The organism is Paenibacillus sp. S150, from assembly GCF_019352175.1.
Lineage (GTDB): Bacteria > Bacillota > Bacilli > Paenibacillales > Paenibacillaceae > Paenibacillus_AQ.
The window spans coordinates 33,987-48,070 of sequence record NZ_JACBYI010000051.1 but is presented as its reverse complement, the minus strand read 5'-3'; the positions used below and the strand labels follow the sequence as shown (position 1 = coordinate 48,070).

Annotated in this window: 8 protein-coding genes; 3 read left to right on the top strand and 5 right to left on the bottom strand. The window is 52.8% G+C overall.

From position 1 onward, the window contains the following. The first annotated feature begins 1,409 nt into the window (after nt 1-1,409). Entirely contained in the window at nt 1,410-3,806 is a 2,397-nt protein-coding gene (gene pulA / locus HYD27_RS28450; RefSeq protein WP_219220961.1) for a type I pullulanase, read from the top strand. 133 nt (nt 3,807-3,939) lie between these two features. Here the strand turns inward: pulA and HYD27_RS32795 are convergent, their stop codons facing one another. From HYD27_RS32795 to HYD27_RS28425, 5 genes are all read right to left on the bottom strand, one after another. Further along, nucleotides 3,940-5,544 (bottom strand): diguanylate cyclase domain-containing protein, encoded by a 1,605-nt coding sequence (locus HYD27_RS32795; RefSeq protein ID WP_219220960.1) that lies wholly within the window; start codon nt 5,542-5,544, stop codon nt 3,940-3,942. Nucleotides 5,545-6,116: 572 nt separating this feature from the next. Further along, nucleotides 6,117-7,289, bottom strand: a complete 1,173-nt coding sequence (locus HYD27_RS28440) for an ABC transporter permease (protein WP_219220959.1) — start codon at nt 7,287-7,289, stop codon at nt 6,117-6,119. Further along, nucleotides 7,289-7,984: an ABC transporter ATP-binding protein gene (locus HYD27_RS28435; RefSeq protein ID WP_219220958.1), complete on the bottom strand. Its 696-nt coding sequence runs from the start codon at nt 7,982-7,984 to the stop codon at nt 7,289-7,291. Before HYD27_RS28435 ends, HYD27_RS28440 begins: the two co-directional genes overlap by 1 nt. Next, on the bottom strand, nt 7,981-9,477 hold the full coding sequence (locus HYD27_RS28430; protein ID WP_219220957.1) for an efflux RND transporter periplasmic adaptor subunit: 1,497 nt from the start codon (nt 9,475-9,477) through the stop codon (nt 7,981-7,983). The genes HYD27_RS28435 and HYD27_RS28430 overlap by 4 nt, the downstream gene beginning before the upstream one ends. 264 nt (nt 9,478-9,741) lie before the next feature. Then, nucleotides 9,742-12,348: a hypothetical protein gene (locus tag HYD27_RS28425; protein WP_219220955.1), complete on the bottom strand. Its 2,607-nt coding sequence runs from the start codon at nt 12,346-12,348 to the stop codon at nt 9,742-9,744. Between the two features lie 295 nt (nt 12,349-12,643). Between HYD27_RS28425 and HYD27_RS28420 the strand changes: the two genes are divergently transcribed. After that, entirely contained in the window at nt 12,644-12,877 is a 234-nt protein-coding gene (locus HYD27_RS28420; protein ID WP_219220954.1) for a hypothetical protein, read from the top strand. Between the two features lie 100 nt (nt 12,878-12,977). Next, nucleotides 12,978-14,012: a phenylalanine--tRNA ligase subunit alpha gene (gene pheS, locus HYD27_RS28415; protein ID WP_219220952.1), complete on the top strand. Its 1,035-nt coding sequence runs from the start codon at nt 12,978-12,980 to the stop codon at nt 14,010-14,012. Nucleotides 14,013-14,084 lie beyond the last annotated feature (72 nt).

The window sequence follows — 14,084 nt, the reverse complement described above, 5'->3', positions numbered from 1 at the left end:
TCCGGTGACGGATGAAGGAAACTCACTCCTGAAGATGGGGAACTGACGAAGGAAAGCCGTGTGCGGGAAATCCGCATGCACGGTTTGACGGGGAGTCCGAGGGAGTAATCCCTCGTCTTACCCTACTCGTTTAGGAAATTATGCTTCTCGTCAATTGTGGATAAGGCAGGTATGAAGTTAGGGGGAAATTATATTGCGTCTTAATCGTGCTGAATCGTGCTGAGTCGTACTGATTTGTGCTGAGTTTGCTGAGTTGCTGGGTTGTGCTGAGTTTGCTGAGCCGTGCTGAATGGTGCGGAGTCTGAGGGATCTATGTTTTGCAGGAGGAAGCGGGAATAGAGCAGGTCCAGCCGGGGCCGCTACCGGGGCAGGGACGTGAAGTGGAATGGAGTAAAGTGGAATTCGTAAGGAATAAGTACACTTACACGGACGGATGGGTCTTAAAGGAATCATGGGAAGCTGGCTCCATCTAAAAAATAGGGGCCGGCACTAAGTGCGGACATAGCGGAGGGTCAGAGGAATTCCGGAGAAACGATAGTGTTCGCCTTTAAAGACTGTTCAACCAGTAATCTTATTCCAATCAGGAGACCGGGCTTTAGCAGCGGCCGGAAGAACCCTCTGAACCCGCCGGACTTTCATTCACATCATCAACCGCTGATTTTGGCTTTGAGCCAAAAAGGTAATTTAGTAAAAAGGTAATTGAATGTATAGGAATGGAACCGGAGAACCTGAACACGCTGATGGAACGCAAGGAGGTTCATAGGGAACGGAAGCGAAGTGTAAAAAGTAACACTAATAAGCTGGAATTCTGGCGTGAACGGGCTTTAGTGGGATTTTGTACACTTAATAGAGGTCCACTCCCCCCATATGGCTGATTTCAGCCGAATTAGTTGTACTTTTTCCCACTAGGGATGAGCCGGAATCCGAATGCGGTGGATTAGTTATTCTTTTTACCACTAAAATGGCTGCCCTTTGGATGAATGGTTCAAGTTCAATCTTAGTTTAGACGTATTCCTCTGCAAGGGAGAGAAACTCTGTATTCACCTATCCTTAATCCGGCTATTTCCCGCATATACATCAATTTACAGTGGCTATCCAATCCATAGCAGGTTATACTTCCGTTAGAATAGTTGCTGTCTCTGCATAAGCTTAAACAGGAAGCCATTACTAGCCGATATAGGTAGTGTGGAGTGCAGAATAGGTTGCCGGACCCAAACTTGTGAACTTAGTGTTACATATAATAAGCTGAGTCAAGTTATAAGGTTGCAAATGAGAAAGACAGTACTCTCTAGGCCCGCTTGCAAAGCCGTGCAAGTATTATTTTTCAACGATGTGGTAATAGTTGGATATTAATGAGGCAGATCAGTTTTCCGGCAGTCTGGCGGAAAACATCGGGATGGTGAACATGAATGAATAGCAATTATATAAATGCGGAGCAAGAAATAGAAACCTATGCAGGCAAAGATCTTGGCTTGACTTATTCAGCGGAGTGCAGCTTTTTCAAGGTATGGGTGCCCACAGCCTTCACCGTGTCGCTTGTGTTGTATGACACCGGCGGGAACGGCACGGAGGGAGCAGGCTCCGGGTTCCGGGACAGCGGCCGGATCGTGAATATGCTGCGTCAGGAGGGCGGGGTTTGGGTGGCCCGCCTCTCGGGCGATCTGAAAGGCAGGTATTATATGTACCGTGCGGTCTACGGGGACGGAACCATCAGGGAAGCTGCGGACCCGTATGCCAAGGCGGTGTCGGCAAACGGTGTACGCTCTGCAATTGTTGATCTGCGGGATACCGATCCGGAAGCCTGGGCCGGGGATGAGTCCCCCGCTCTGCCTCATCCCGCCGATGCGGTGATTTATGAGCTGCATGTGCGCGATTTCTCGTCGGCTGCGGATTCCGGCATGCAGCACAAGGGCAAATTCAAGGCATTCACTGAATCCGGGCTGCGGGATTCCGCAGGACATGCACTCGGCATTGATCATTTGGCGGAGCTGGGCATCACCCATGTGCACCTGCTGCCGGTATTTGATTTTCAGACCATAAATGAACTCGCTGCGGATAGCGGAAGTGCCGCTGAGCCTTATTTCACCGAATACAATTGGGGATATGATCCGCAGCACTATAACGTGCCGGAAGGTTCTTACAGCACCAATCCGTCTGATCCGGCCGTCCGGATCCGCGAAATGAAGGAAATGGTGCAGGCGCTGCACAGCAAAGGGATATCCGTAATCATGGATGTCGTATACAATCATACCTACTCAGTGGAGAAAGGGCCCTTCCAGCCGCTGGTGCCGGACTACTTCTACCGGCATGACTATAACGGCCGCCTCTCGAACGGCTCTGGTGTAGGCAATGAGCTGGCTACGGAACGCCCGATGGTGCGCAAGTACATTAAGGATTCCTTGGCCTACTGGGCATCTGAATATCACATTGACGGATTCCGCTTTGATCTGATGGGGCTGATGGACAGTGTGACCATGCGTGAAATTTCGGAAGAACTGCGTCTGGAGGTTAACCCCAGTCTTCTGCTCTACGGTGAGCCCTGGACCGGAGGGGAGTCTCCGCTGGCGGCCAAAACACTCAAAGGGGTGCAGAAGGGCAAAGGCTATGCAGTCTTTAATGACAATTTCCGTTCCGCGATCAAAGGCGACAGCGACGGGTGGGGCAAAGGATTTGCAACCGGGGAGTACGGCAGGGAGGGTGCGGTTGCTTCCGGGATCAAGGGAGCGATCCATGAATTCACCGACTCCCCGGCGGAAACGGTGAATTATGTTGCAGCTCACGATAATTTGAATCTGTGGGATAAGGTGCTTGCCACACAAGGCCTGCGCCAGGCTGCGGGGCTGCCTGAGCTGGACAATGGACGGCTCAGGCACGGCGGCTCTGTCGAAGCGGCCGTGGCCGCAGCCGATCCGTATATTGGAGTGGATCCGCAGGATATTCTCGGCGATGAAGCCGTACGCCGCTCTCTGCTGGCAAGCGGGATCATTTTGACCTCGCAGGGCATTCCCTTTCTGCAGGCCGGAGATGAATTCCTGCGCAGCAAATACGGTGACCATAACAGCTACCGCAGTCCCGATGCCATCAATGCCATCCGCTGGGAGAACAAAGGGAAGTTTCTCCCCGTCTATGAGTATTACAAGGGGCTTATTACGCTGCGGCGCAAGCATCCGGCCTTCCGCCTGCATGGACGGCAGGAAATTGAGCGTTCGCTGGAATTTCTTCGCTGTGACGGCGGAGTGGTATCCTATCTGCTAAAGAACAACGCCGGCGGCGATGAGTGGAACAATATCGTGGTGATTTTTAATGCCAATCCGGGACCGGTCATTCAAGCGCTCCCTGAAACGGACGGCTGCTGGAACATCGTTGTGGACCACACTTCTGCCGGAGCAGAGGCCTTCCGCAGTATTGAGGGCCCTGAGGTACAGCTTGAGGGATTGTCCCTGATGGTGCTCTATGACAAATACGGGCAGCCCGGGCCGAGATCCAAAATTATTGAAATCCATTATGAACGTCCGGACGGCGATTACCGGGGCTGGAATCTATGGGTGTGGGGCACAGGCATCCAGGATGGACAGAGTGATTTCCGGCAGATGAAGGACGGACACGCGGTAGCGCGGGTTGAAGTGCTCCCGGAAGCTGCTTCCATAGGCTATATTCTCAGGCTGAACGACTGGGAAGAGAAGGACGGCGCCGGAGACCGCTTCATAGACTGCTCAGGCAGCAAGGAACTGATTCAGGTAATCATCCGGGACCGCGTGCAGGAGAACAGCGGGGATAAGGATGATCCGCTTCAGCTGACCAGTTAAAAATATATAAGCAAAGGAGCTGCTCTGTACTTCCCCCTTCTTGGGGGATTGCAGAACAGCTCCTTTTTATGTAGCGGGTGCCTGCAAAGCGCCGGAGCAGACCTGAAAGCCAAATGCGGAAGTGTTTTGTTGTTTATTTGGACTGGTCGGTGTATTCTTCATCCACCAGCTTGCTGTACAGATTAGCTTCGTTGCCGCCGTGGTTTTTGGAGCGGTACATCGCCAGGTCGGCAGCGCGGAGCAGCTCATTGATGCTGATGCCGTGCTGCGGATACAGCGCCACTCCGATGCTGGCTGAGGTATGGAAGCTGGAGCCCTGGTTGATCGACCAGGTTTTATTGAAGAGCTGCAGCAGGCGGTCCAGCATTTCATCCAGCATCTCCGGGCTGGAAAAACGGTGCAGCACTACGGCGAATTCATCTCCGCCAATACGGAATGCCTGTCCGTAGCCCTTTACGGTCTGCTGCAGCTCACGCGAGAGCAGCTGCAGGAATTCATCACCCGCCAGATGGCCGAGTGTGTCATTGAGCTGCTTGAACCGGTCGCAATCGAGCAGGGCGAGCGCGATATCCTGTTTGCGTTCCTCCGGCTGGCTGATCAGATTCTCCATATACATTTTGAAATGGGCCCTGTTGGGAATCGCGGTCAGATGGTCATAGAAGGCCAGCTTATGCAGGCGTTCCTCATATTGCTTGCGCTGGGTAATTTCGCGGGATACCAGCATGAACTGTGCCGGAAAAGCACTGCCGCCCTTAATCGGGCTAACCTTTGTTTCGAGCCATACCCAGTGCCCATCCGCTGAACGCATGCGCAGCTCGGAAATCCGCGGAGTGGCCTGCACCACACTCTTGAGCTTCGCCCAGGTGATTTCCGCCTCGCGGATATAATTGGAGAGCGGAGTCCCCTTGCCCGGGGTATAGCCGAGCAGGCTGGAGTGGGAAGGAGAAGCATACATGATCAGCCCATTGGGATCGGTCAAAATAATAAAGTCGGACATCGACTCCCCGATTAGCTGATACAGCGACTTTTCCTCAAGCATTTCATTCTGCAGGCCAATCAGCTTGCGGCACAGATAAATAATGACAAGTACCAGCAAAAACAGGAATAGCGAGTATACGGCGAACAATGAGCTTTTTTGATCGCGGAATTCCTGCGTAACCTGCCGGGCGTAGCTGTCAATCAACTGCTCGGATTGGTCGAGGGGCTCCCGCACATGCTCCAGAAGGACATTAATTTGCAGGGCAGAAAAGGATTCGGGATTCCAGCCGTTCTGGACGCGCTGTACAATAAGCTCCCTGCCTGTATCCTTCCAGGTTTCAAATGGGCCATCGAAGCCGTACAGTGCATTTTTCAGCTCACCAAGCAGCTGTTCACTCTGTTTCATTCCTCTGAACGGATTCTTCACGGAGTTGATATTATCCCCGGCCCTGCTGAGTCGCTGCTGCGCCTGGGCATTGTTCTCCTCGAAATTCCGGGACAGCAAGCTGCGCTGCTCACCGGTTATATTCCCGTTCATGGCGGTATGGAGTGCCAGGGCAGCCTGGTACAGGTCACGGTCGGCGTTCAGAATAAGCTCTGAATTCTGATAGACATCGTTATACAAGGAATCGGATAATTTGTTCATCGTATGATTCAAATACAAAAGGGAAACAACGCTGATGCCAACCAGAAGAACGGAGATAGCGGCAAATAAAAGGATTAGTCTGCGTGTGTTTTTGAACTCGGGAAAACCTGCCACTTCATCCACCCCCTGCAAAAGCTATTAAGTGTTCTTATTGCTGTGACATGAACACGCGAAATATATCCATATGGGGACCAATTGCTAGTGTGTGCAGGATATTGAAGAGAGATTGCGATTCAAGCGAGTCATACAGAGCAGGGGAAGAATGAGGTGGCAGGAATGGGAATCTCCCGGTATGATCGAAGTTTCTTTTCTCATCAGTATAAAGGGCGCACTCCTGTAGAGCAATTGAATGTAAAAAAATGGATATGTCCAGCAAAAAAATCAGGTCCGTTATCCGTGCCGGAGATATGACAATTGATCCTTTCTGATGTATGGGTTTACGGAATATAAGCCCTTCTCTATAAAAAAGATTATGTATAGCCTGCTGCCTTATAAACATTCCAGCCCTTAAGTCCTATTACCCAACTTTATTGCAAACGATACCCCCTCATACAATAATCCGAGATATAGAATCCCGGGTTGCCTTAGGCATATTGCAGCAGTCCGGACAGAAAAAAAGCCGCAGGCCCCAGGAAAAAGAGGCTTGCGGCTTGATATGTTACAGAATGCCCGGGTAAAGCCAATGGCTAGTCATTGCGCAATGCATAGATAGGGCGCATTCTTGCCGCCTTGTTGGCGGGCATCATTCCAAAGACCACTCCGATAAACAAAGAGAACAGAAAGGAGATGATCACCATGTTCCAGGAGGTGGCCACATTCATTGAGGTGTAGTTGCCGACCGCCCAGCTGATACCCAGCCCCAAGCCGACGCCAATTAATCCGCCCAACCCGCTGAGCACAATGGATTCAATCATAAACTGCATCAGAATATTCATTTTTTTGGCCCCGATCGCTTTGCGGATGCCAATTTCCCGCGTACGTTCATTGACGGAGACAATCATGATATTCATAATGCCGATACCGCCGACAAACAGCGAGATGCCGGCAATTCCTCCGAGGGCCATGGACAGCGTATCACTGGTTGCCGACACGGTCTCCAGCATTTCCTGGGAATCGAAGACTGAGTAGGAGTTGTCGGCGTAGTTGAATTTCGCATCCAGGGTTGCTTCAAGCTTGGCCTTGACCTCGGTCACATTATCGGCAGAGGTCGTTGTAATGGTAATGGAGCGGACACCCTTGCTTTGCAGGAAACGCTCGGCAGTGGAAATCGGAATCAGGATCTTCTCGTCATTGGACCCTCCCAGGCTTGAGCCCTTGGATTCCAGAAGTCCAACAATCTTGAAGCTTCTTCCGTTCAATTGCACGCTTTCTCCAACAGGATCATCAGTGCCGAATAAGGTTTCCGCTGTGTCCGAGCCGATAAGGGCCACCTTTTGACGGTACTCTGTATCAATATTCAGGAGGAAACGGCCGGATTGGACATGAAAGTCCTGGACATCCTCATAGCCCGGGGTAATTCCTTCCATTGATACGGTTGTATTCTCCGTCCCGTTCTTGGCAGTGACGTTGCCGCTGATCACCGGAGATACCCCGTCCACGCCTTCGATGTCCCCAAGCGCCAGGGCTTCCTCATAGGTCAGCGAGGTTGTGGCGCCACGTCCTGTAATATTAACCGTCAATTGATTCGTACCAAGTGAATTCAGTGATTCAGTGATCTGGGAAGTGGTCCCCTGGCCGATGGATACGAGCGCGATGACGGAGGATACCCCGATAATAATCCCAAGCATCGTAAGGAAAGCTCTTATCTTGCTGCTGAGGATGCTTTTCAGGGCCATTTTCATACTTTGGAAAAGCATCATTAGGCATTCCTCCGATCCTCTACGAGATTGCCGTCCTGGATACGGATAATCCGTTTGGCCTGCTGGGCAATCTCCAGGTCATGCGTAATCAGAATAATCGTGTGGCCCTGCTCGTTGAGCTCGCGGATCATTTGGAGGACCTCCTGGCCGGTCTTGGTATCGAGCGCTCCGGTAGGCTCATCGGCAAGCAGGATCGGAGGCGTGCCGGCCAAAGCTCTTGCAATGGCGACACGCTGCTGCTGTCCGCCGGACAATTCGGAAGGGCGGTGGTGAATCCGCTCTTCCAGCCCGACCCGGACCAGTGAATTCCGGGCAACCTCACGCCGTTCACGGTGCGGCATGCCCCGGTAGATCAGGGGAAGCTCCACATTTTCGATGGCCGACAGCTTGGGAAGCAGATTGAAATTCTGGAAGATAAAACCGATCTTCTCATTGCGGATCTGCGCCAGCTTGTTATCCGACAGCTTGCGAATTTCTTTGCCATCCAGGAAATAATCCCCTTCATTTGCAACATCCAGACAGCCAAGCATATTCATCAAGGTTGATTTGCCGGAGCCGGAGGGGCCGATGATGGCCACAAATTCGCCGTAATCAATGGTAAAGGTCAGGCTTTTCAGGATCGTCATCGTTTCACCTGCCATGACATAGCGGTGAATCATGTTCTCGACCCGGATAAGCGGTTCAGCGGAGCTCATCGGCCGCCACCCCCGGGCATGCCGCCGCCAGCACCGCCACTGAATCCGCCGCCAGTACCGCCGCCAGTACCGCCGCTGAATCCGCCGCCAGTCATACCGCCGCCAGTCATACCGCCGCCGCCAAATCCGCCGGACATGCCTCCGGCCTGTGTCTGCGCCGCAGATGAGGAACCTGTAGAAATGACAGTCGGGATGATGACTTCATCGCCTTCACTTAAGCCGCTGACTATTTCAATGCTGCTCTCATCGTGGATGCCCACTTCAACAGCAACTCTCGTCTGGCCGGTTGCCGCGGCCGTTCCTGAGCCGCTTCGGGCGCCGGAGCCGCCTCTGCCGCCGGCCTGGCCATAACCGCCGGCACCTGAACCGCTTCGTTCGCCGGCCTGCCCGTAACCCGAGCCGCCGCCAGGGAACTCGCCGCCGCCGGGGAATCCGCCTTCGCCGGCTTGCCCGCCCGGCGCCTGCCCTTCAGGCGCCTGCCCTTCGCCGGCTTGGCCGCCGGGCGCCTGCCCTTCGGCTGGCTGTCCTTCTGCGGCATTTCCTGCCGCTTCGTTGCCTGCTGCATCAGCTGGAACACTAACGAAATACCTGCCGTTCACTTCCGTGACCGCCTCAATAGGTACGGTCAGCACATCGTTTTTCTCTTCAATGGTGACCGCGACTTCTGCAGACATGCCGACAAGCACGCCGTCCGATTCATTCAGCCCCACTGTAACGTCAAACAGCGAGACGCCGTTGGAAGAGACTCCTTCTTTGGCAATGTCAATAACCTTGCCGGCAAATTCCTTATCCTCCAGGGCATCCAGTGTAATCGTAGCTGCCTGGTCCAGCTTCACTTTGGGAATATCAAGCTCGTCGACCTGCACGGTAACGCTCAGGTTCTCATAATCCGTCATAGTGAACAGCTCCGTGCCGTTCTGGGCCTGCTCTCCGTCCGTAATGTTCACTGCGGTAATCGTCCCGTCAATTGGAGCGGTGAGCGGGTCGGGAGGCACCATATCCTCCTGAATGTCAGCAATGGAATCCTGCTGGTCCTGGATATCGCTTTTGGCTTTGTCGATAGCTGTTTTCGCGGAATCCAGCTCTTCGTCCGTGGCGTTGTTCATCGAAAGCGTTTTGTAATTCTCCTGCTTGTTTTCCAGCTCGGTCTTCAGATTCTCCAGAGACTTGCCGGCCTCTTTGAGCTTGTCGCTCATATCGGCGGCCACAAAGGTAATCAGCACATCGCCTTTTTTGACGACATCGCCTTTCTTCACCATGACCTGGTCCACTTCGCCGGCTTCCTTGGTGCGGATGCTTTCGCTGTTAATCGCCGAGACAGATCCTGAGCCCGACACGCCGACCAGGATATTTCCTTTGGTCACGGCGGCTGTATTCAGCGGAGCCGCATTGACCGCTTTGTTCTGGTCAGGCCACAGCACGTAGGCAAGAATACCCGCAATGGCAACAACAACGATACTTGAGGCGATCACAATCTTTTTCTTCTTGTTCATTCCGTTCCTCCATCTTGCTTCAATATAAAAGGCAGTATATTTCTAACAGATACCTGAGAGTGATACGGAGTACCGCTGCTTCGGAGGCATATGCTTCTCCTGGGCGGGGCAGCCGTTTTCACTTGAAATATAAGAATTTATATGCTGGCCCACTAAATGATCCTTCTATTTCTCGCTGAACCCCCCCGTCCCTTATAAGGACGGCGTAGCCGTTTCTGCTTGATGCGCTTTGGCTTTTTTCAGCCCGTCGATTTCATTGCCCTCTTAACTGCCGCCGGCCCCGGTTGCAGAGGAAGGAGATGGAGTAGGGGTTGGAGTCGCTGTATCTGTTGCCGTCGCAGTTGGAGTTGCCGTCGCTTTAGCCGTTACATCGATGGTAAAGACCTGACTGCCGAGCGCAATCCGCTGACCTTCGAACTCGTCGTACAGGGTAAGGGTATAATTGCCGCCTCCGAGAGTCTGGTACAGATTGCTGCTGAAGGTTGTAGTGTACGTGGTGTAAGTTCCCGTTGTCAGGTCGGTTCCGAGCGTAAGCGACTTCTCGAAATACTGTCCGAATGGATCGCTGAAATGCAGAATGAGCTTATGACCGTACTCGCCCATCTGATAGGAGGTATCCTGCGATAAAATGTAGTTGACCGCCAGTGTGAAATTGCTGCTGCCCTCAGTAATACTGCCTGTTGAATTGGAGATCGCCAGTGTGTAAGGGAACATCGTGATGTTGGTCAGACTGGTTTGTGCCGTCACTTCCGTGGCGGTCAACGGGATAGCGGCTGTATTTACATATCCGGTTGCTGCCGTGCCGGCGGCTGTCAGCTTGCCCTCGGCCACTCCCTGACCCACGTACAGCTGAAGGCTGGAGGTATCAACGGCAGTAGGCACTTTGGCCCAGAAGGTAACCAGTGTCTTGCCTTCAGGACTGGTCGACAGCTCGGACTGGTTGGCTGTGGCTTCAAAGTACTGCCCGTCTGCTGTCTTAAACTGGGCATAGAGCCTTGACAGATCCGCCTGGCGGGTTTCCTCGCTGTTCATTTCCACTTCACTGTATACGAGCTTGGCGCTGCTGCTCTTGTAGACGGTGGTCAGGCGTTCCTTCACACTTGCTTTTTTACCGGTTGTGGTGATTTTGAAGGCTTCTCCCGCTGCCAGTGGGGCAATGCTGGTCACGGCCCCGTCTGTTGTGCTGAGGGAGAGGAACTGTGTCACATCCTCGCCGCTAGTTTCCTGGAGGATGATTTTGGTCTGTCTGTAATCCAGGGTGTACGGCACACGGGCCAGCACGGCAACCTGAAGGCTGGCTCCGGGGGCAAGCGTGGTCGTGTCATTATCGATAACAAGCTGTGAAGAAGATGTCAGATCATTCTGGTCCACCTTGAGAATTCCGCTGAGTTTGGGCAGCGTAACCGTTTTGGAGGTGGAGTTCCGGATGCTCAGTTTGGCCTGCACCAAATCCTCGTTGCCCCATGGCAGACGCTGCAGGGACTGCAGGGTGACGCCGAAGGTTCCATAATTGTTCGTCACACCGCTCTCCGAGAGGACATGAGTATCGCTCTCCAGGTTGTAAGGGATTGTGAAATAGGCGACAGGAAGGATTATTCTATCCGTATCCTCGCTGGCAGGCGGTATGACTTGAAGCTGGAGTTTGTCCTGGGCAAGCTCCAGCGGTATGCTGGCGCCAAGGGTGATAATCTTCTCTTCCAGAGGCTTCAGTGTCAGACTGCTGAAGGCTGTAGTCGTAATCGGGAAGTTGTATCCTTCCGCCGATTTGACGGACAGCACATAGGATGGCAGTGTAACGGACTGGCTGCCCGTATTTTTGACCCGCAGCTGATAGGTCCAGATGCCATTTCCATTCTCGGAATATACGGTTGCCTTCTGCAGCTGCATGTCCACAATGTTGCTGCTGATGGACATCTTCTTGGTGGCGCCGGCGGCAATGGTGAAGTCGGCAGTCGACGCTGCCGGAAGGTTATAAGACGCGACCGGAAGGTAGAGCTTCAGCGTTTCATCCAGCTTGGCGATTTGCAGCGTCATTTTGGTCAGGTTCATATAGGCGGGAATTTCCGTCATATAATAAAGCGTCTTTTTTTCCTGCGGCTGAAGCTTGTACTCCGAGCTGCCTTGGTCCAGTGCAAGCGTAAAGATAGAGCCCCCGGACGACTTCAGATACAGGCTGTAGCCGGGGTCCGTGAGCACCTTGGTGCCCAGATTGGTGAGGGTAACTCCTACTTTGGCATAGACCTTGCCGTTATACTTGTAAATCTGCAGTAAAGACGCCCTGCTTGTGACCGGTATGCTGTTCAGCTCTATTTTTTTGTTCTCACCCTGAAGTGCGGAGAGCGAATAATTGGCAGGGACGGTAAACGTACCAATCCTCTGCTCGTAATTGGCTGCGCTGAAGTTCCAGCCGTACATGCTGATTTTGAGTCCTTTTACCGATGAGGCTGTTCCGATATTGGCGTAGTATGTAACGCTGGCGGTTTCCTTGGAGGCGATTTTTTTCTTTGAAGCATCAGCGCTGACGGCGGTTCCTTTGATGATACTGCCTCCGGGAGTGACCACCTTGGAGAAGTAATTGACAAGATTGACGCTGCTGCCAGCCGTATTCGTGTAGGTCAGCGTATAAGTAAGGATATTTCCGCCGTTCTGGCTGAAAATACCGACATCGCTCAGCTTCACGCTGAGTGTGGTGCCCAGCTTGATGGAGCTCAGCTTGGCGAGTGTGGAGATTTCTGTAACAGCAGCAGCTGTTGTGGCCTTAGTTGCCGCTGCCGCAGCGGCAGGTGCCGCCGTCCCGGCAATCCAAGGTACTGAGCTTACGGCAAATGTGCTGAGCAGTAGCAGAACATAAGCCTTTCTTCGATTATGCATGAATTTCCCTCCCTGTATAAAAAGCCTTTGCCATCCGGAAAGCTGCCGCAGGAATAAGGACAGCCAAGCTTTTCTAATAACGAAAAATATCAAATTTGGCTGAACGTTAGCTGAAAATTATTCCGGAAAAGCGCTCTGAAGCTTAAAAAAAGCTTAACGTAAGATAAAAGAAGGATAAAAATTGGTCTAAATTTGTCCGGCTTGTCAAAACGGCTGATTATGCATATAATAAATGGGCATATCTTCTTAAGCAGAAGATCATTTGTATTCAGCAGCATCCTAATGAAATGCAGTGATGGAGAAGAGTAAGCAGTGCCTGGCCTACAGGGAGGAGACGCCGCAGACTGAGAGCGTTTCTAGGAGAGCAGAGCTGCCGAAGTTCACTCCGGAGCAGTTCCTTGAATTCCATTTAAGCTTTGGCTTGAAGGGGAACGTAGGGGAAACCGGCCGCAGACCGTTATTTCTGTATAAAGTGAGACAGGTCTTTGTCATGCCTAAAGAGGGAATAGTGCTCTTAAGGGATGCATAACAGACGGTCTAACAAGGGTGGTACCACGGTCTTTTCGTCCCTTACCGGGAGGAAAGGCCTTTTTTTGTTGGATAATGAGATAAGGGGGCAGTACACGGAGATGAAAGAGAAGCTTGAAGCATTGAAGGCCGAAGCGCTCACGAAGCTGCAGGAAGTAAGCGATCCGCAGGTTCTGAATGATTTGCGTGTGAAGTATCTGGGTAAAAAAGGCGAGCTTACAGAGATTCTGCGCGGCATGGGCGGACTCAGCGCGGAGGAGCGCCCGGTCATAGGCCAGGTGGCGAATTTGGTGCGGAGCGCCATTGAGGAGATTATCGGCACGAAGCAGGAGGCCTTCCAGCAGCAGGAAACCCTGAACCGCCTGACTGCGGAAAAGGTGGATGTAACCCTGCCGGGACGCAGACTGCCGCAAGGCGGGATTCACCCTCTGAGCCGGGTGGTCCAGGAGATCGAGGATATTTTCATCGGCATGGGCTACAAGGTGGCGGAAGGCCCTGAGGTGGAAACAGATTACTACAACTTTGAAGCACTGAATCTGCCGAAGAACCATCCGGCCCGCGACATGCAGGATTCCTTTTATTTAACGGATGACATTCTGATGCGCACACAGACCTCTCCGGTGCAGATCCGCACCATGCAGGCGATGAAGGGCGAAACGCCGGTCAAAATTATCTGTCCGGGCAAGGTGTTCCGCCGTGATGACGATGATGCGACCCACTCCTTCCAGTTCCATCAGATTGAAGGCCTGGTCATTGGCCGTCATATCCGCATGAGCGATCTGAAAGGCACGCTGCAGCAGTTCGTCAAGGAAATGTTCGGACCGGAGGCAGGCATCCGCCTGCGTCCAAGCTTCTTCCCGTTCACCGAGCCAAGTGTCGAGGTGGATGTGAGCTGCTTCAAATGCGGCGGCGACGGCTGCCGCCTGTGCAAGCAAAGCGGCTGGCTGGAAATCCTTGGCTCCGGCATGGTTCACCCGAACGTGCTGAAGATGGGCGGCTATGATCCTGCCGAGTACAGCGGCTTCGCTTTCGGTATGGGTGTGGAGCGGATTGCGATGCTGAAGTACGGCATTGATGACATCCGCCATTTCTACACGAATGATATGGCTTTTGTGAAGCAGTTCAAGGGAATTTAGATTTTTGGCGGGCTTGCGGGGCGGACGGGGAATGGAGAGGCGCAATTGATTTGGGTTTCTGATTTCAGATGA

Coding starts and splice junctions, on each gene's coding strand:
- pulA (WP_219220961.1), top strand. CDS start 1,410: ATGAATAGCAATTATATAAATGCGGAGCAAGAAATAGAAACCTATGCA.
- HYD27_RS28440 (WP_219220959.1), bottom strand. CDS start 7,289: ATGATGCTTTTCCAAAGTATGAAAATGGCCCTGAAAAGCATCCTCAGC.
- HYD27_RS28435 (WP_219220958.1), bottom strand. CDS start 7,984: ATGAGCTCCGCTGAACCGCTTATCCGGGTCGAGAACATGATTCACCGC.
- HYD27_RS28430 (WP_219220957.1), bottom strand. CDS start 9,477: ATGAACAAGAAGAAAAAGATTGTGATCGCCTCAAGTATCGTTGTTGTT.
- HYD27_RS28425 (WP_219220955.1), bottom strand. CDS start 12,348: ATGCATAATCGAAGAAAGGCTTATGTTCTGCTACTGCTCAGCACATTT.
- HYD27_RS28420 (WP_219220954.1), top strand. CDS start 12,644: ATGGAGAAGAGTAAGCAGTGCCTGGCCTACAGGGAGGAGACGCCGCAG.
- pheS (WP_219220952.1), top strand. CDS start 12,978: ATGAAAGAGAAGCTTGAAGCATTGAAGGCCGAAGCGCTCACGAAGCTG.